Consider the following 19,357-nt stretch of genomic DNA (forward strand, 5'->3'; position numbering starts at 1 on the left):
CGCGCGCGTTGGGGGCGATACGTGCAAGAGGGCAATTCGCGGACGGGCCACGGCGCTGACCCAGCGTCCGAACAAGAAGTAGCTCCCGGAAGGAGAGCGGCCATGGCCGTCTCGAAACGATCCAGTCTGATTGTTCATGGCCGTCTCGCCATGCGGCAAGGCCGCCTAGCGGCGGCCCGTGATGGCCATCATGGCCTCCAGGTCATGACCTTCGAGCAGGCGGCGGTGCGCCTTGCCGGCGGTTTTATTCGACCCATCGATGATGAGAGCCTGCGCGCCGCCATCCAGGCGGTCCTGCCTACGACGCCGATGGGCGAGCTGGAGTGCATTAAGGCTCTGCCCGGTATGATCGACGCGGCAACCGACACGCTCTACAAGGCTTGGCGCTCGGGCATCGACCTCGCGGCGCGAGCGACCGACCACTTGCGCATTGATGCCATCGCGCGCCTGGAAGAGGCCGTTCTCGCCGAGCTTCCAGCCGGCATGATGCGTCCCATCGACATCGTCGCCGCCGCAACCTCCCGCATCGGTCATGCGCCGGCGGTCCTGGGCCCGATGGAGATCGTTGGCCTTACCGAACTCTCGCCCTGCTGGCGACCGCTGCTCCAGGCCCTTACCGCCCATATCCCCGTGCAGTGGACGGCCGGCCCCAGGAGCGTTCCCGCATGGCTGGACGGCACGAGCGTCATGGTCGCGCGCGCGCAGACGCAAGCGCCGGGGATCAGCGCCGTCAGCGCGGCGACGGCCTATCATGAGGCTATCGAGGCGATGCGCTGGGCACGAAGCCTGCTCGCCTCGGGCGTCTCGCCCTCGGAGATCGCCATCGCGACAGCCTCGCCCGCCGACTATGACGATCATTTCTTGGCCCTGCGCGCCGACGCCAAAATCGACCTGCACTTCGTCCACGGCGTCCGCACCGTCACCACCCGCGAGGGCCAGGCTTCTGCAGCGCTGGCCGACATTGTGGTCCGCGGCGTGTCGCAGTCGCGGCTGCGGCGCCTCGCGGCGCTCTGCCGGGACAGCGGGCCTTTCGAGACCCTACCCGAAGGCTGGCTGCGGGTTCTGCCGACCGATGCGCCGCTCTCGACGCCGGGTGCCTGGAATCGCCTTCTGGCCCGGTTGACGCCGGAAGACTGGCCCGACGGCGTCGACCACGCTCCCGCGCTGCGCGCAGCGGTCGAAACCCTGGCGAAAGGATCGGAGGCCGCTGGCGAGATCGGAGAAGCCTTCCTCAAGGGCCGGGCGCTCGCGATCTGGCGCAAGGCGCTGCTCGCCGGCCCCGCCGCCTCGATCGACGCGACGCTGGAAACCCTGAAGCAGGATGATGGGCTGGAAGCATGCGTCTCTGTCGCATGGATGCCGGCCAGCGCGCTCGCGGCGTCACCCCGCCGCTTCGTGCGACTGCTGGGCCTCAATTCCTCGCGCTGGCCGCGCGGCATCGCCGAGGACCGGCTGATTCCGGACCATATCATCCCAACTCCGGTGCTTGTTCCACTGCCGGTGAACCTCGCCGACCGCCGGGACTTCGAGACGATCCTCGCGACGACGGGCGGCGAAGCCGTCCTCTCGCGCGCCCGACGCGACAGCGACGGACGCCTTCTCGGGCGTAGTCCACTGCTCGTCGGGCACGGCGATGAAACCTACCTCCGCCGAAACGCCGCGCCAGCGCACGCCTTTAGCGAAACCGACCGCCTGATGGCCCGGTCGCGGGAGTTCGCCGCCGATCCGCAGGCGGTCGGTGCGCAGGGCTGCTGGCGCGACTGGCGGCAAGCGGAGATCACTCCCCATGATGGGCTCGTGCGGGCGGATCATCCGCTCGTTCTCGCCATCCTCGACCGCACCCAGTCGGCCAGCTCGCTTCGCCGCCTGCTGCGCAATCCGCTCAGCTTCGTGTGGGTTTATGCGTTCGGCTGGCGCGAACCGCAGAGCAGCGCCGAACCGCTCGTGCTCGACGCGCTTGGGATCGGCGATCTCGTCCACATGGTTCTCGACCGCGCCTTGCGCGACCTCGAAGCCGGAGGCGGGCTCGCCGCCGCCGACACGGAGACCGTCGAAGCGGCGGTGGCCCGCGCCGCGCAAGCCGTCGCCGGCGATTGGGAAAGCGAGCGTCCGGTTCCGCCAGCCGTCATCTGGAGCCGCACCCTCGACGACGCCCGCGTGATGGCGGGCCGCGCCTTGACTTATGGCGATGATGTCCTGCCCGGCGCTCGCGCTTATGGCGAAGTGCCGTTCGGCGGCTCGGAGCCGAAATCCGGTGCGGAGACGCCTTGGGATGCGAGCGCGTCAGTCACGATTCCCGACACGGGCTTCAACATCGCCGGCTATATCGACCGGCTCGACATCTCGGGCGACGGCAAGCGCGCGCTCGTGCGCGATTACAAGACGGGCAGGCCGCCGCGCGGCGACATCCGGCTGAACGGCGGCCGCGAGCTTCAGCGTTGCCTCTACGCCTTCGCGGTGAAGGCACTGCTCGGCGACGACGTCGCCATCAGCGCCTCGCTGCTCTACCCGCGCGAGCCCGTTGATCTTCAGCTCGACGATCCCGAGGCGGTGCTGGCGGAGATCACTGGCTACCTTCGCGCGGCGAGGACGAGCCTGTCGCGCGGCGCGGCCCTGCCTGGCCCGGACACCGGCGGCGACTATGACGACCTCGCCTTCGCCCTGCCAGCGAACGCCAGCGCCACCTATTGCAAGCGCAAGCTCCCAGGCGCGACGGAACGGTTGGGCGAAGCCGCTCAAGTCTGGGAGGCAGAATAATGAGCAGTGTGTCCAAGGTGCTGAAGGACGACGGCGCGCGCCGCGATGCGATCAGCCTCCATGATCGGTCGATCCTGGTCGAGGCCGGCGCGGGGTCGGGCAAGACCGCCGTCATGGCCGGCCGCATCGCCGTCATGCTCGCCGAAGGCGTCCCCCCGCGCGCTGTCGCCGCCGTCACCTTCACCGAACTCGCCGCGAGCGAGCTGCTGTCACGCGTCCGGGAGTTTGTCGCCGACCTCACGGCCGGCAAGATCGCGCCCGAACTGCGCGTGGCGCTGCCCAATGGTCTGTCCCAAGTCCAGCGCGACAATCTCGCCGCCGCCAGCGCCGCGATCGACGAAATCACCTGTTCGACCATCCACGGCTTCTGCCAGCGCCTGATCAAGCCCTATCCGGCGGAGGCCGACATCGATCCCGGCGCCGGCGTCGTGGACCGCAACCAGGCCGATCTCACCTTCCTCGAAATCGTCGATGGCTGGCTGCGCGAGCGCCTGTCCGGCGGCCAGGGCGGCATCCTGGCCGAGATGGTCTTGCACAGCCCTGGCGAGACCGTGGCGCTTATCCATAAGATCGCCGAGAATCTGCGCCGCCGCCGCACGCTCTCGGCTCCGCCCGTCTCCCCGCTTGGCGGCCACCTGACGGCGTTCCGCCAGGCAATCGCCGACTTCGCGGGCTTCATGGATGGCGCGGCGGCGGCCGAGCCGGAAACGGCGGCGATCGTCCAGCGGCTGGCCGAGATGGCGACCGCCTTGGCGGATGATCCCGATCCCGCAACGCCTGCGGGCCTCGTCCGCCTCCTGACCTCGCGGCCCCATCCGGACCTTTGCACCAAGGCCGGGGCCTTCGCCTCCTACCGCAAGAAGGGCAAATGGGCCGCCGCGGCGAATCAGGCCGGTCTCTCCAAGGCCGACGGTGATCGGCTGAACGACGACGCCGAGGTCCACTACACCGCCTGCTGCGACGCCTGGGTCTCGCTTGTGCAGGCCGCCGCTGGTCACACCTTGGCGGCGCTGATCGACGAAGCGCGTCCAATCCTGCAACGCTATCGCGACCACAAGCGCGCGAGCGCCCAGCTCGATTTCGACGATCTGATTTTCGCCGCGCGCGATCTGCTGCGCGACCATAGCGACGTCCGCCGCGCGCTCGGGCAGCGTTTCGCCCACGTCCTCGTCGACGAGTTCCAGGACACCGATCCCCTGCAAACCGAGATCTTCTGGCGCCTTTGCGGCGAGCCGGTCGATGGCGAGGACGACTGGACCGGGTTCCGCATTCGGCCGGGCGCGCTCTTCCTGGTCGGCGACCCCAAGCAGGCGATCTATCGCTTCCGGGGCGCCGATGTCGGCGCCTATGTGCAGGCGCGCGACGCATTCCGCGCCCAGGACCCCGGCAGCCTTCTGTCGATCTCCACCAATTTCCGCTCCTGCGCCTCGATCCTCACCTTCGTCAACGAGCGCTTCGAGGTCGCGCTCTCGGCTGGCGGGCAGCCGGGCTTCACCGCTCTCGACCCGTTCCATGACGATCGCGGCGGTCTGTGCGTGGCGGCCCTCGACATCGTCGTGGCCGACGAAAACGGCAAGGCCAGCGCCGAGCAGCAGCGTGACGCCGAAGCCGGCGCCATCGCCGATCTGTGCGCCCGGCTGATCGAAAGCCACCCCATCATCGATCGTCGCAGCGGAGCCGAGCGCCCTTGCCAGCCGGGCGACATCGCCTTGCTGGCGCCGACCGGCGCGGAGCTGTGGCGCTATGAGGAAGCCTTGGAGCGGCGCGGCGTCCCCGTGGCGACGCAGGCCGGCAAGGGGCTGTTCCGCCGCCAGGAGGTCCAGGATCTGATAGCGCTGACCCGCGTCCTCGCCGATCGCCGCGACACGCTGGCGCTCGGCGCGCTGCTCCGCGGGCCTCTGGTCGGCCTCACCGAGGAAGAACTGCTCGACATCGTGTGGGGGCTTCCGCGGTCGGAGGAGAAACCGGATCGGATTCCACGTCTGGACCTCAGCATCGACCCCGCCGTCATCGGGCACCCGCTCGCGCGCGAGGTCATCGAGCGGCTGCAATCACTGTCCCGCCGCAGCAACAGCACGACTCCGCACGAGCTGCTGTCGCAGGCCGTGGACGTGATGCGCGTGCGTCCGCTTCTCCTCGAACGCCATCGCGGCCAGGCCGAGCGCGCGCTCGCCAATGTCGATCTCTATCTCAGCCTGTCGACCGGCTACGCCGTGCGCGGCCTGCGCGCCTTCGCCGAGGCGATGACGGCGGCGTGGTCCGACGAGGCGCGCGCTGTCGAAGGCCGGCCCGACGCCCAGGAGGAAGCCGTTGCGCTGTTCACCATGCACGCCGCCAAGGGGCTGGAATGGCCGATCGTCATTCCGATCAACACCATGACCGGCGTCATGGCGCCCGAGAGCGCAGTCATCGACCGCCAGACGGAGATCTTCTATTGCCCGGTCCTGGGCGTCCCGCCCGAGGGCTACGACGCCGCGCGCGACGCGGAAAAGGACGAGCTGGATCGCGAACGCATCCGGCTCTGGTACGTCGCGGCCACCCGCGCTCGCGAACTCCTCGTCCTGCCCCGGCTCGACGCCACGCCGTCGAAATCCGCCTGGATCGGTCTCGTCGATCTGACGCTTGCCGCGCTACCCGGCCTGGACGCCTCCCACTTGCCCGCCGGTTTCACGGCGACGGCCGCCGGAGCGGCCAACGCCCAGACGCGCGCGATCTTCGCGGCCGAAGCCGAAACCATCGCCGCCGGGCAGACGCGGCTGACCTGGCTTGCCCCCAGCCGCGACGAAAACACCGCCGGGAGCGTGCTGCGGGAAGAAGAGGCCGCCCTCTGGACGGGATCGGCCGACGACCAGCCCCCCGAGCTGGCCGCCGCCCCAGTGCAGGGCGGCCGCGAACGCGGGTTGATCCTGCACAAGCTCATGGAAGAGGTGCTGACCGGCGAAACACCAGAGGCGGAAGCCGCCCTGACCGAACGGGCCGGCGACCTCATTCACGCTCTCGGCCAGTCTCCGGTCGTCGACCCGGAGACGGGACTGTCGGCCCAGGAACTGGCGGCCTGCGTCATCAGGACTCTGGCCCTACCTGACATCGCGGCCTTGCGGCCGGGCCTTCTGGCCGAGTTTCCCGTCTATGCCGCACAGGCGGTCGACGGCGTGGAAACCGCAACCGCCGGGATCGCCGACGCCCTGACCCTGACGGCCGAGGGTCGCCCCGCCGTCGTCGTGGACTGGAAAAGCGATGTGGCGCCAGCCCCCGGCACGCTCGATCACTATCGCGCGCAGGTGCGCGCCTATCTCGACATGACCAGCGCCGAGCGCGGGCTGATCGTGCTGATGACCTCCGGCGCCGTCATCCCGGTCCTGCCGACGAAGCCGACCGAGCACGAGGCGGCCTGACCCCATGTCATCTCTTGCCTGGATCGATTTCGACGAAGCCGAGCGACAGCGCGCGCAACGGATCATGGCGCTCTTTCAGGAGCGCGAGACCCGCGACGAGCTGGGGCTTGGCGCGATCCGGGATTCCATCGCCGATCACCTGTTTCCGGGTACGAGCACGATCCAGACGCGCCTGCGCTACATGCTGTTCATACCCTGGCTCTATCGGGCACTGGAGAAACGCCAAATCCCCGAGGCGCAACTCCGCGGCGAGGCGCGCGACGCCGAGATCCGGCTTGCCGACGCCCTGAAAGTTGGGGGCGAGTCCAACGGCATCATCGGCCGCGACGCCGGACCACGCCTCCAGCGGCTGCCCAGCTCGGTCTATTGGGCGGGGCTGGGCGCGTGGGGCATCCGGGTCTTTCCGGGCTCGCTCGACAGCCTGTTCGTCACTTTGCGCGGCCGCGGCCGTTCGCATGGCGCGTCCAGCGGCGAAGACGCCCTGGCCGGCGCCCAGGCGCCCGCCGTCTGGAACTCGGCCTTGCCGCAGACGCCAAGCGACCTGCTCGAGCGCGCCGTCTTCCGCCTGACCACGGACGAGGCGCAGTTCCTCATCGACCGCCTGGTCGCCAGCCAACCGGCGGCGCTGCTCACGATGCTGGCGCGCGAAGGCATCGACGCGGACTGCGACTACATATGGACCCATCCGCATCTGTCGGCCTTTCCGGCCGTCGCGCGCCGCCTCGTCCAGCATGGAGAAATATTCTCCCAGGTGATGCACGGCGCGGCGCTGCTCTACAATCTCGCGCTCAGCGAGCTGCGCCAGCGCGACGACTGGATCGACGACTATCGCGAGCGGCTTGCGGCCTGGCGCGACGAACTCGATCCCAGCGCCGTCCGCGTATGGTCGCTCGAAGATTTCTGGAACGTCGTCGAGCACCCCGCGCACGCCGTCCGACCAGCCGCCAAGCGCTTTGTGACCGAGTGGCGCGAGCTGGTTCTGGCCGGGAGGGAGCAGGTGATCGCGTCGCCTGCGGCGCGGCAGCTTGTCGAGGAGCGCGAGCGCCGGCTGAAAACCAGCCAGTCCCGCTACGCCAATCACGCCGTGCGCGACCGCTGGACCGGCGCATCGGGCGCCGACCGTCTCACCTTCCGCTGGGCGCAGGCCATATCGCATCTGCGGGATCTGGCCCATGCTGAATAGGCGCAGTCTCGATCCCGAACAGCGAACCCTCTACGGCGCCAATCTTCAGCCCCCGGCCGGCTACGTCTTCGACGCGGCGGTCGCCACGACCTTCTCGCTCGACTTCGAGACCGCGCTCGCCTTGCCGGTCAGTCTGGCGCTATTCGCCGCCGAGAATCGCGACGACATCCTTTCTCATCCCCTGGCGCTCTTGGAAGGCGCCGAGCGCATCGCCGGCCGCCTCGTCGTCTTCACCGACGCCGGCCACATTCAGGCGAGCGTCCGTCCCCATTCCCGCCTTTGCTCGCTGCTCGAACGCATCGTGGTCGAGGTCGCCGCCCCTCACGGCGGAGCCTTCCACCCCAAGATGTGGGCGCTCCGCTTCACGCCGTTGCGGCCCGAAGACCCGGCGCGCCTGCGCCTGCTCATCCTCTCCCGGAACCTGACGCGCGACCGCTCCTGGGATATTGCCGCCACCCTCGACGGCGTGATCTCCAAGCAGCCCAAAGCCATCAACCGCCCGGTCGCCGAATTCCTTCGCCAGCTCCCCGACCTGGCGACCGTCGGCGCTCCCGACGGAACGAAGAGCCTTGTCGATGAGCTGGCCGAAGACATACGGCGCGCTGAATGGAGCCTGCCCGAGCCATTCGAGAGCGTCTCCTTCGCGGTCAACGGCCTCGGCGGCAAGCCGTGGCGCCCGGAACCTTGCGTGCGGCTGGGCGTGGTCTCGCCCTTTTGCGACGACCAGACCTTGTCGCTGCTCGCCGGCCTGCCCAGCGCCGAAAAGCCGATCTTCATCGGACGCTCCGACGAACTCGCGCAGGTGTCCGGCCCCACACTGGACCGCTTCACGCGCGTCGCCGTGCTCGACGAGATGGCGGCCACGGAAGACGGCGAGGAGGCCGACGCAACGGCCTTGCAAGGGCTCCACGCCAAGGCGTTCGTCGCCGAGCGCGGCTGGGACACCGCAATCACGGTCGGCTCCGGAAACGCCACGCGGCCGGCGCTGCTGACCGGCGGCAATGTTGAGATTTTCACGACCCTGACCGGCAAGCGGTCACGGGTCGGCAGCGTCGAGGAAATCCTCGGCGAGAAGGGGTTCGGCCGGCTGACGCGGCCTTTCGTCCGCGACGAGATGAACACCGCCGACGCCGCGCAACGCGCGGCCGAGGCGCGATTGGACCTTGCCCGGCGAGAGATTTGCCAAAGCGGCCTCACGCTCCGTTGCGAGCGCGCCGAGCCCAACGCCGATGGCGCGCCCGCCTGGCGGGTCTGGCTGGCGCCGTCCAAGCCGTTGTCCCTTGCCGGGATCGGCGTCCTGCGGGTTTGGCCGATCACGCGGGGCGACGGTCATGCGCGCGATGTGTTGGAGCCTCTTCGGCAGGGACAGCCTGTCGACCTTGGCGCAATGCCGCTGGTCGATCTCACGCGCTTCCTCGCCTGCCACCTGACGGACGAGACGGAGAATGTCACGATCCTGTTCAGTACCGGGCTTATGATGGAGGGGCTGCCCGCCGAGCGCCATGCCGCCATCCTGCGCTGGGTGATCGACAGCAAGGACGCCTTCTTCCGCTATCTCCGGTTGCTCCTCTCCGAATTGGGCGATCCCTTCGCCGCCGCGCTGGCGGCGCAGGATGGGTCCGGTCAGGGCGCGTGGCGCGCGGCTACCGACGACGCGCCGATTCTCGAAGAGATGGTTCGCGCCTTGTGTCGGGGCGGCGACCAGCTCCGCGCCATCGAACGGCTGATCGCACGCCTGGAAACCGGCGACGGCGCCGATACCGATCCGATTCCGGCCGAGTTCCGCGCGCTCTGGAACACCTTCCGGGTTGCGCTCGCCACGCAGGACGCCGCTCATGCCGAATGAACGGTTCCGCGCCGACGCGGCGCTCGCGCCTCTCAAGGTCTTTCAGCGGCGCACCGTCGATTATGTCTTCGATCGGCTCTACGGCGAGGACGATCCCGTCCGCCAGTTCCTGGTCGCCGACGAAGTCGGCCTCGGCAAGACGATGGTGGCGCGCGGCGTCATCGCCCGCATGATCGAGCACCTGTGGGACAGCACCAAACGGATCGACATCCTCTACATCTGCTCGAACCAGGCGATCGCCGCCCAGAATCTCAACCGGCTGAACGTCCTCGGGCGGCGCGAGCTGGCCCTGCCGACCCGCATGACCCTGGTTCCCCTGCAATTGCGCGATCAGGTCGGCCTCGACGCCAACAAGGTGAACTTCATCAGCCTGACGCCGGGCACGACCTTCGATCTGCGCTCCGCGACGGGCGTGACGCAGGAACGCGCCCTGTTGCACCATCTCTTGCATGACCTCGTTTCGCGCCCGCGGGGCCTGCACAATCTGTTGCAGGTCACGGCCGGCATCGACGGCTGGAACCGCGCGGTGGACACGCTCACCCTCGAAGGCGTCGACAAGAGCATCATCGAGCGCTTCCGCCGCGACGTGCAGGCAGATCGCGACCTCTTCGAGGAACTCGAACGGGTCTGCGAACTCTTCCCGCGCCGCCGGGACAGCTATCCCCTGGAGATGACGCAGCCGCGCAACAGCCTGGTCGCCCGGCTGCGCGCCAAGCTCTCCCATGCCTGCGTGGACGCGCTGCAACCCGACCTGATCATCATGGACGAGTTCCAGCGGTTTCGGGATCTGCTGCACGGCGACAGCGACGCGGCGATCCTCGCGCGCGAACTGTTCGACTATTCCGGCGGCGACGGGCATGCCGCCCGCACCCTGCTGCTCTCCGCCACGCCCTATCGGATGCTCACGCTCGCTGGCGACGAGCCCGACGAAGGCGACCACTATCAGGATTTCCTCGAAACCTTGAGCTTCCTCTTTGGCCGCGAAAAAGGGCCGGAGGTGGCGGCCACGCTCGCGCGCGAAATGCGCACCTTCCGCAGCCTCCTGCATACCCTGCCGCAATCGCACGCTGCAGCGGTCGAGGCGCGCCAGGCCATCGAACAGCACCTGCGCAAAGTGATCGCCCGAACCGAGCGGGTCGCGTCCACGATCGGACGCGACTCCATGATGAGCGAGCCGGCCATCACGGTCTCGGTCGCGCCCGCCGATCTCGCGCAGGCGTCCGCCTTGTCGCAAGTGGCGCGCACGCTCGATGCGCCGGAGATCATCGAATACTGGAAATCCGCGCCTTACCTGCTCAACTTCATGCGCCACTACAGCCTGAAGCAGCTTCTGACGGATGAGGCGGAGGCGCCCTCGGCTACCCTCCGCAGCGCCATCCGGGCCGCTCGGCCGACCATGCTCGATCACGACACCATCGACGCCTATGCGCCGCTGGAGCCGGCCAATGGCCGCATGCGCTCGATCATGGACGACATCTTCGGCCAGCGCCTCGAACAGAATCTCTGGATACCCGCCGCCATGCCCTATTACGGTGACGCGCGATCCGGCGCGCCGCTGACCAAGGCGCTGATATTTTCGTCCTGGTCTATGGTGCCCGACGCGATCGCGGCCCTGCTGTCCTACGAAGCCGAACGGCGCATGGGCGTCGGCGAATCCGGCCGACGCTATTTCGAGCAACATCGTCTGCGCCCCTTGCAGTTCCGACAGGATCAGGGCCGGCTCGTGGGTCTGCGCGCGCTGCTGCTGATCTATCCATCGCCGACTCTGGCCGAACTGGCCGATCCGCTGGCGGTTTTCAGTGAAACCGAGACCGCCCTGTCACAGGAGGGCATGCGCGCCGCCATAGGCGACCGCCTCAGGCCCGCCCTCGAGGCCCTGCGAAAAGGAGCGGCGTCGCGGCAGGACGCCAACAGCGCCGAGTGGGCCGCTCCCGCCGTGGTTGATGACCTGCTGGGCGCGCGGTCCAGCGCTTGGCTGGAGACGCCCCATGGCATGCGCGCCCTGGCGAGCGAAGACGCCTTTCAGGAACATGTCGCCGAACTGGCGGCAGCGGTGAAGACGCACGACATCGGCGCTTCGTCCGCCGATCTTCCCGACCTGTTGGTCGACGTGGCGCTCGGCAGCCCGGCCGTCTGTGCGCTTCGCGCCCTCAAGCGGATCGCGCCCGAGCTGTCGTGGGACGACTCGCGCTTGCTCAGCGCCGCCGCGGAAGTCGCTTGGTCGTTCCGGGCGCTGTTCAACCAGCATGACGCGGTCGCCCTGCTGCGACGGGATACCGACGATCACTATTGGCGCCGCGTGCTGGTCTATTGCGCCGATCACAATCTACAGGCCGTCCTGGACGAATACGCCCACTACCTTGTCGATGCCGAAGGTCTCGGAGCCCTCGTAGCCGAGGAACGCGCCATCGGCGTCGCTCGCGCCATGGCCGAGGCTCTGGCCATCCGCCCATCGCAGATCGACGTCGACGACGTGCATGTCGATGGCGAGGCCCTCGCCATCAGCAAATTCCAGATGCGCGGACGTTTCGCGATGCGGCTCGCCGACTACAAAGACGAGGACGGTGCCGTCGCCCGGCTCGGAGGCGTGCGCGATGCGTTCAACTCGCCGTTCCGACCGTTCGTTCTCGCCACCACGTCGGTCGGCCAGGAAGGGCTGGATTTCCATCCCTATTGCTATCGCGTCTATCACTGGAACCTGCCGGGCAACCCGGTGGACCTCGAACAGCGCGAAGGCCGCGTCCACCGCTTCAAGGGCCACGCCGTGCGCCTCAACCTGGCCGAGCGCCAAGCCGGTGTCGTCAGGGGCTGTGGGCAGGCACCTGACGATCCGTGGAAGCTGATGTTCGAGCGCGCGCGATCCGAGGCGGCGGTCGACACCGATCTCATCCCTTATTGGATCTACGAAGGTTCCGTGAGGGTCGAACGGCGCGTGCCGATGTTGCCGTTCAGCCGGGAAGTCACGCGACTCGCTTGGCTCAAACGCAGCCTCACGGTCTATCGCCTGGCCTTTGGTCAACCGCGGCAGGACGATCTGCTCGACTACCTGCAAACTCTCGCCGGCGAGGGCATGGACCCAAGCCTGCTTGGCGATCTGCAAATTCGGCTCGAACCAAGACTTCCTGGCAGGTCAGAACCATAGCCACGTCGAGACCGTCCTCGAAGTCCCCTGTACGAAATGAAGCGCGTGCCACATCGGTGCCCATGGTTCGATCGCATCCCTTGAGGGGCGCCGCCCGCTGGGCCGGGCTGTCGGCAAAGCGGAAGCCCCGGCAGCCGGGTCTTCCCCCCTTCGGGCTTCCATCCCTGGCGCCGGCATAGCCGGAGAGTGAGAGTGCGGACCGGGTTTTCCGTGACGGGTTGAGGGCTGGGAGAGAGGCTCCTGGCACCCGTCGCGGAGACCCGCGATGTTCAAGCACCGCCACGAGACCGGCTCTGGCCGCGCCAGCCTGTACGACGAGATCACCACAAAGATCATCAGCGAGTTGGACGCTGGGCGGCTGCCCTGGGTCCAGCCCTGGGGTACGGCCGCGGCGAAGGCGCCGCTCGCCATGCCGAAGAACGCCGCCACGGGGCGCGGCTATTCCGGCATCAACGTGCTCATTCTCTGGGGCGCTGTCGTCCAGCATGGTTATCCCTGCCAGAGTTGGCTGACTTTCCGCCAGGCGCTGGCGCTCGGCGGCCATGTACGGCGCGGCGAACGCGGCACCACCGTCGTTTATGCCGACCGCTTCATCCCCGACGACGAGAAGCGACGCGCCGGCGAGACCGGCGAGGATGCGCAGGCCATTCCGTTCCTGAAACGCTTCACGGTCTTCAACGCTTCGCAGTGCGAGGGGCTTCCCGACGATGTCGCGGTCGCCGCTCCACCGCCCGAGCCGGGCCTGATCGAGCCCAAGGTAGCGGCGCTTATCAAGGCGAGCGGCATCGACTTTCGCATCGGAGGCGATCGCGCCTTCTACGTACCCGCGCAGGACTTCGTGCAGGTGCCGCCGCCCCAAGCGTTCTTCGAGCCGATCAATTGGCATCGAACCGCCCTTCACGAATGCTCGCACGCCAGTGGAGCGCCGCATCGCCTGAACCGCGACCTTTCAGGCTCCTTCGGTTCGAAGAAGTACGCCTTCGAGGAATTGGTCGCGGAAATCTCGGCGGCGTTCTGCTGCGCGGCCCTCGGCATCGTGCCGACCGTGCGGCACGCCGACTACATCGGCTCCTGGGCCGAGGTCCTGCGCGAAGACAACCGCGCCATCGTCCGCGCCGCATCGCAGGCCAGCAAGGCTGCCGATTACCTGCTCAACTCCTTGCCCGAATATGACCAGCTCGCGGTGTCCGTCGACACCGGCGAGCGGGAGGCGGCCTGATGCGCGCGCCATTTCCATCGCGCCGGCGACGCCACCGGCATGGGGCTCCCTCATTCGCTGCGGCTCGTCGTCCGTCCGCGTGCAACTCCCCAACACGCTGGCGGGGGAAGTATCTCTTCGACAATGCGCTCGGCTTCTTCGCCGGAGCACGCCACCTCCTCTCCGCGAGCGATCCCCATTCTCGCGAAAACTTCCTCCAACTCATCGGATGCACCGTCGAGCTGTCGCTCAAGTCCTATTTGCATTTCGCGGGATGGAACGACGATCGGTGCCGCGATGAGGTCCGTCACGATCTGGCCAAGGCACTCGCCGCCGCTGAACGGCTCGGATTTCATCCGCATCATCCGGACACGCGGATGATGACGCGGATCTTGTCGCCCTACTATCGGGACCATCGCACACGCGAGCTGGCAAGGCGTAAGCCGACGCCGTTGTCGTCGGCACGGGCGCTGCGGGCGGCCGAAGCACTATTGGACGATATTCTGACCGCCGTGGCGGAGCGTCCCTGTTCCAGCGGCTGACCGGATGCCGGCGTCTGTAGCGCGCCGATCGCCGTTCCTCACTCCTCCACCCCTCGGCCTTCGCTTTCGCCGCTGCGAGAGGAAGAGGGCCGAGGGGATTTTCGTGACGGGTTGGAGGCCGAGAGAGAGGCTTTCGGCCGCCCGTCGCGGAGAAAATCCCGATGGCCACTGCTGTTCAGAAGATCACCCTGTCGTCCTCACGCGACATTCCCTTCAACAAGCTGGTGCTCAGCCAGTCGAACGTCCGGCGCGTGAAGGCCGGCGTCTCGATCGAGGAGCTGGCCGAGGACATTGCAAGGCGCACCCTGCTTCAAGGCTTGAACGTCCGGCCAGTCCTCGACGTCGAGGGCGCCGAGACCGGCATGTTCGAGATCCCGGCCGGCGGCCGGCGCTACCGGGCGCTCGAGTTGCTGGTGAAGCAGAAGCGCCTAGCCAAGACCGCGCCGGTTCCATGCGTGGTCCGCGATCCCGCGACCGACATTCTCAGTGAGGACGACTCGCTGGCCGAGAACATCCAGCGTGCGCCGCTGCATCCGCTCGACCAGTATCGCGCCTTCCAGGCCCTGCGCGAGAAGGGGCGCTCCGAGGAGGACATCGCGGCGGCGTTCTTCGTCGGTGTGAACGTCGTGAAGCAGCGCCTGCGCCTGGCGTCGGTCGCGCCGACCCTGCTCGACATCTACGCCGAGGACGGCATGTCGCTCGAGCACCTCATGGCCTTCACCGTCACGGCCGACCATGCCCGCCAGGAGCAGGTCTGGCAGGCGATCTCCGGCTCCTGGCAGAAGGAGCCCTATCAGATCCGCCGCATGCTGACGGAGAAGGCGGTGCGCGCCTCCGACCGGCGGGCGGTGTTCGTCGGCCTCGACGCCTATCAAGCCGCCGGCGGCGTGGTGCTACGCGACCTGTTCCAGTCCGACGATGGGGGCTGGCTCGAAGACATCGCGCTGCTCGACGGCTTGGTCGCCGAGAAACTGAAGGCCGAGGCGGAGACGATCGCCGCCGAGGGCTGGAAGTGGATCGAGGTCGCCATCGACTTTCCCTATGGCCGCACCCATGGGCTGCGCGCGCTGAAGGGCGTCGCCACTGATCTCACCAGCGAGGAGCAGGCGACGATCGACGCGCTGAACGCCGAATACGCCAAGCTGGAGGAGGCGTATGACGGCGCCGACGAGCTGCCGGACGAGGTAGACGAACGCCTCGGCGAGATCGAGGCGGCGCTCGCCGCCTTCGACGATCGGCCCGTCACCTATGATCCAACCGACATCGCCCGCGCCGGCGTCTTCGTCAGCATCGACGCCGAAGGCGCTCTGTCGGTCGACCGCGGCTACGTCCGTCCGCAGGACGAGGCGCCCGTCGTCGAACCGGGGCAGGACGGAGATACCGATCCCGCGACGGCCGGGGCGCACGGCGCTGATCCCGACGCGCCCGTGGTTCAGCGCGCCGTCATTACCATCGGCGGGCAGGTCGCCGGGCCGGAGGACGAGGACGACGAGGACCTGAAGCCGCTCCCCGATCGCCTCGTGACCGAGCTGACCGCGGAGCGGACGCTGGCGCTGCGCGACAAGCTGGCGTCCACGCCCGCCGTCGCGTTCCAGGCCGTGCTGCACAAGTTCTGCCTCGATGTCTTCTCCCGCTATTTCTCCTACGGGACGGCGATGGAGGTGTCGGTCCGCAGCGCCAGCTTCCCGGTACAGGCACAGGGGCTGAAGGACACGCCTGCAGCGAAGGCCATCGACGCGCGTCACAAGGTCTGGGAAGAGCGGCTGCCCAAGGACAAGGCCGATCTCTGGGACTGGCTCACCACCCTCACCGGCCAGGAGCAGGCAACGCTCTTCGCCCACTGCGCCTCCTTCGGCGTCAATGCGCTCTACGAGAAGGGCGACCGCTACGGCGCGGGCATCTCGTCCCACACGGTCGAGCAGCGCATCGCCGAGGCCGATCGCCTAGCCCAGGCCGTCGATCTCGACATGGTGCAGGCCGGCTGGCGTCCGACCGTCGAGAACTATCTCGGCCGGGTGCCCAAGCGCCGCATCCTCGAGGCGGTGCAGGAAGGCGCCGGCGAGCGGGCGGCTCAACTCATCGACCACTTGAAGAAGGGCGACATGGCCAAGGAGGCCGAACGGCTCCTGGCCGATACGGGCTGGCTGCCGGAGCCGCTGCGGATCGCGGCCGTGGACGACGCACCAGTCGAAGCCACCGAAGCCGATGACGACGGCGAAGCGCTGCCGGAATTCCTCGCCGGCGACGACGAGGAAGCGGAAGCCGACGCGCCGCAGATGATCGCGGCCGAATAGCTCGCGTGCGGGGCGGCTTCGGCCGTCCCGCGCCCCTTTCCCCTTTTCAGCCGACCCGACCGCCCGGCCGTCGCGCCGGGCATTTTCGTTTCAGGAGACCCTCATGACCGACACATCCGCTACTACCCCCGAGCCCGTTGCGCCGCTCTCCGACTGGGAGATGAAGGCGGTCGCCCAAGCCAAGCTCGAAGCCGAACTGTTCACCCTCAACAAGGGCACGTTGCTCGATGCGCTGGCGCTCGCCGGCGTCACGCGTGTCGTCGTCAGCTTCGACGGCTACGGCGATTCCGGTCAGATCGAGAATGTCGAAGTTCAGGCTGGAGACGATCAGGTCGCCATGCCTGGCGCAGCCATCGAATTCTCCGAGGCCATCTGGGATCAAGCCGAACCAAGGCGTTCGTCCGCCGGTATCGCCGTCGTCGTCGAAAGCCTGGCCTACGATGTTCTCGAAAAGACCCATTGTGGCTGGGAGAACAGCGACGGTGCTTACGGCGACGTCATCTTCGATGTCCCGGATGGGGTGATCACGCTCGACTACAACGAGCGCTACACCGCCTCCGAAAACTACACTCACACCTTCTGAGGAGGCGGTCATGGGGCACTGCTATCACCACGCCCTCTCCTCGGTGAGGAAATGGGGTGGCGTCGCGGAAGACTATCTGCCGCTGCACCAATGGTTCGACGAGTCGAAGGCGATCACCGCCGACTTCCGGCATCGGGCGCTCAGGCATCACGCTGAAGGCATCTTCATGCTGGAGCGTTTCTTCGGCGCGACCATCACCATCTCGACCGGGCGCGTCGTTCCGGTGCGCCTGATCGGCGAGCAGCATGTGGTCGAGGATCTCGGATTCATCCCGAGCTTCGCTGACTGGGTGCGCTGCATTCGCCCCCAGCCGTGGATGGGACGCGCTCAGCCGATCCACAAGCAGGTTGATCCCTTCGCCGCGGCGTCAGCCGGCAGCATCGACCAGGCGCCCGCCGCACTACCGCCCTCCGACGTCACCGCCGCTTAGACGCCCCGGCGCTTCTAGCGGCGCCCATCTTCCAATCCCACCCGAACCCGGTCTTGCCGGGCTTTCGCATATCTGGAGACCATCATGACCACGTTCACCATCGAATCCACCTACCGTATTCCGATCTATCGCCAGCGCAGCTACCAGGCCCAGACGCTTGCGGACGCCTGCCGCCTCGCCATCGAAGACGATGACTGGGAGGGGCAGAAGGAGGACTACGAATCCGCCGGCGAAACCTATGTGACCGGCGCTTGGCCGGGCGACGTCACGCCCTACAGCGTGCCGGCGCTTTCGATCCCATCGCATTTCGGCGAGGCCCTTCAACGCAAGGCCGAGCACTTCGAGGTTCTGCTCGGACTGCTCAAGGTCTTCGCGCTCCCGCCCGATGGCGGCGTGGCTGACGAGCCGTTCTGGCGCCAGCGGGCCCACGCCGCGATCGCGAAGGCCGAGGCGATCCTCGCAGGCGCACGCGATCCAGACGATGAAGGAGGCGCGTCATGACCGAATATGTCGTCAAGATTGCCTTCTGGCTGCGCGCCTTCGACAGCGTGACCATCGAAGCTGCGTCCGACGCGGAAGCGATCGAGAAGGCAAAAGTAGCCGCGACCGCCGCAATGGAATCGACGGCGTTCCCAGAACACATCGACACCGACGAGCGACGGGGAGGCGTCATCGCCTACATCGACCGGATCGCGCCGGACGGCCATGAGCCCGTCATCGAGGATGTCGAGTTCGACGACGACCGCATCCACGGTCCGCCCGTCGGCTGATCCCAACCACATCCGAACCCATCCGAAGCCCGGCCCCGCGCCGGGCTTTCGCACTTTAAGGAGACTGACATGGCCGACTACTTCACCCACTTCTCATGCCTGCTCGACCTCGGCACGCCCGAGAACGCTGCGCGCGCCATCGACCTCTACGCCAACACGCCCGAGGACGAAGATGGGCTTCGCCTCTCGGACGGGTTCGACCTTTCAATCCAGACGGAAGGTGGATCAGAACTTTGGATTCACGACGACTGCTCGGGAGACCCGGAGCGCGTCATCGAGTTTGTCCTGATCTGCGCGGAGGAATTCGATCTCAAAGGCCTTTGGGGCTTCGAATACGCCAACACCTGCTCGAAGCCGCGCCTGGATGCCTTCGGCGGCGGCGCGCATGTGATCGATCTCGGCGCGCGCAAGAGCGTCGGCTGGACCAGCACCAACGAGTGGCTGTGCGGCGCCTTGGAAGGAGATGACCCCGATGCCTGAGATCATCGAAACCACGGTCTATCGCCTCGACGAACTCTCCGACGCGGCCAAGGAGAAGGCACGCGCCTGGTATCGGCAGGCCGCCTTCGACCATGACTGGTTCGAGTTCGTCTATGACGACTTCGAGTGTATCTGCGCGATCATCGGCGTCGACCTCAAGACCGTGCCGGTTCGCCTTTACGGTGGCGGCACACGGCAGAAGCCCTGCATCTGGTTTTCCGGCTTCTGGAGCCAGGGGGACGGCGCCTGTTTCGAAGGGCGCTATGGCTACGCAAAGGACGCGCCTCGGAAGATCCGCGACCATGCGCCGAAGGATGGCGAGCTTCACCAGATCGCCGACGCCCTGCAGGCGATCCAGCGCCGGAGCTTCTATCAGCTCGACGCCACCGTGAACCATCGCGATCGCTACTACCACGAATACTGTATGGCGATCTCCGTCGAGCGCGACAGCCCGACCGGCCAGGACATGACGGCCGACGCCGAAGAGATCGTCATCGAGGCGCTGCGCGATCTCGCGCGCTGGCTCTATCGCCAGCTCGAACGGGAATATGACTATCTGACCTCGGACGACGTCGTCGACGAGGCCATCACTGCCAACGCATATACCTTCACCGCGGCAGGCCTCCGGTTCGGCTGACGGCCAACACCTCGCCTTCCGAACCTCGCGACGCCGCCCCCGATCCCCAAGCTTGTCTTGCCTGGACGACGCGCGACGCCGGTCAACGGGCAGGCCGTTT

Annotated in this window: 14 protein-coding genes; all 14 read left to right on the top strand. The window is 67.6% G+C overall.

Going from position 1 to position 19,357, the window contains the following annotated elements:
* Positions 1-102 precede the first annotated feature (102 nt).
* Positions 103-2,757: a PD-(D/E)XK nuclease family protein gene (locus QO011_RS15725; protein WP_307273691.1), complete on the top strand. Its 2,655-nt coding sequence runs from the start codon at positions 103-105 to the stop codon at positions 2,755-2,757.
* The gene (locus tag QO011_RS15730) at positions 2,757-6,152 is read left to right on the top strand and encodes a UvrD-helicase domain-containing protein (RefSeq protein ID WP_307273693.1); all 3,396 of its coding nucleotides are present in this window, start codon (positions 2,757-2,759) and stop codon (positions 6,150-6,152) included. Before QO011_RS15725 ends, QO011_RS15730 begins: the two co-directional genes overlap by 1 nt.
* Positions 6,153-6,156: 4 nt before the next feature.
* The gene (locus QO011_RS15735) at positions 6,157-7,335 is read left to right on the top strand and encodes a DUF6361 family protein (protein WP_307273696.1); all 1,179 of its coding nucleotides are present in this window, start codon (positions 6,157-6,159) and stop codon (positions 7,333-7,335) included.
* Positions 7,325-9,181, top strand: a complete 1,857-nt coding sequence (locus QO011_RS15740) for a phospholipase D family protein (protein WP_307273699.1) — start codon at positions 7,325-7,327, stop codon at positions 9,179-9,181. The genes QO011_RS15735 and QO011_RS15740 overlap by 11 nt, the downstream gene beginning before the upstream one ends.
* Entirely contained in the window at positions 9,171-12,323 is a 3,153-nt protein-coding gene (locus QO011_RS15745; protein WP_307273702.1) for a helicase-related protein, read from the top strand. Before QO011_RS15740 ends, QO011_RS15745 begins: the two co-directional genes overlap by 11 nt.
* Positions 12,324-12,588: 265 nt before the next feature.
* On the top strand, positions 12,589-13,542 hold the full coding sequence (locus QO011_RS15750; protein ID WP_307273703.1) for an ArdC family protein: 954 nt from the start codon (positions 12,589-12,591) through the stop codon (positions 13,540-13,542).
* Positions 13,542-14,063 (top strand): hypothetical protein, encoded by a 522-nt coding sequence (locus QO011_RS15755; protein WP_307273705.1) that lies wholly within the window; start codon positions 13,542-13,544, stop codon positions 14,061-14,063. Before QO011_RS15750 ends, QO011_RS15755 begins: the two co-directional genes overlap by 1 nt.
* A 161-nt stretch (positions 14,064-14,224) precedes the next feature.
* Complete coding sequence (locus tag QO011_RS15760; protein WP_307273707.1) at positions 14,225-16,357, top strand: ParB/RepB/Spo0J family partition protein; 2,133 nt, start codon at positions 14,225-14,227, stop codon at positions 16,355-16,357.
* Between the two features lie 103 nt (positions 16,358-16,460).
* A complete protein-coding gene (locus QO011_RS15765) occupies positions 16,461-16,940 on the top strand; it encodes a DUF6878 family protein (RefSeq protein ID WP_307273708.1) in 480 nt (159 codons plus the stop codon).
* 10 nt (positions 16,941-16,950) lie between these two features.
* Complete coding sequence (locus QO011_RS15770; protein ID WP_307273711.1) at positions 16,951-17,370, top strand: DUF6915 family protein; 420 nt, start codon at positions 16,951-16,953, stop codon at positions 17,368-17,370.
* Positions 17,371-17,454: 84 nt separating this feature from the next.
* Positions 17,455-17,871 carry a hypothetical protein gene (locus QO011_RS15775; protein WP_307273714.1) on the top strand — a complete coding sequence of 139 codons (417 nt, stop codon included), beginning with the start codon at positions 17,455-17,457 and terminating at the stop codon, positions 17,869-17,871.
* A complete protein-coding gene (locus QO011_RS15780; protein ID WP_307273716.1) occupies positions 17,868-18,140 on the top strand; it encodes a hypothetical protein in 273 nt (90 codons plus the stop codon). The genes QO011_RS15775 and QO011_RS15780 overlap by 4 nt, the downstream gene beginning before the upstream one ends.
* Positions 18,141-18,209: 69 nt before the next feature.
* Complete coding sequence (locus QO011_RS15785; protein WP_307273719.1) at positions 18,210-18,620, top strand: hypothetical protein; 411 nt, start codon at positions 18,210-18,212, stop codon at positions 18,618-18,620.
* The gene (locus QO011_RS15790; RefSeq protein ID WP_307273722.1) at positions 18,613-19,257 is read left to right on the top strand and encodes a DUF8835 domain-containing pootine; all 645 of its coding nucleotides are present in this window, start codon (positions 18,613-18,615) and stop codon (positions 19,255-19,257) included. The genes QO011_RS15785 and QO011_RS15790 overlap by 8 nt, the downstream gene beginning before the upstream one ends.
* Positions 19,258-19,357: the final 100 nt, after the last annotated feature.

The sequence above is a fragment of the Labrys wisconsinensis genome (genome assembly GCF_030814995.1).
Taxonomy (GTDB): Bacteria; Pseudomonadota; Alphaproteobacteria; order Rhizobiales; family Labraceae; genus Labrys; species Labrys wisconsinensis.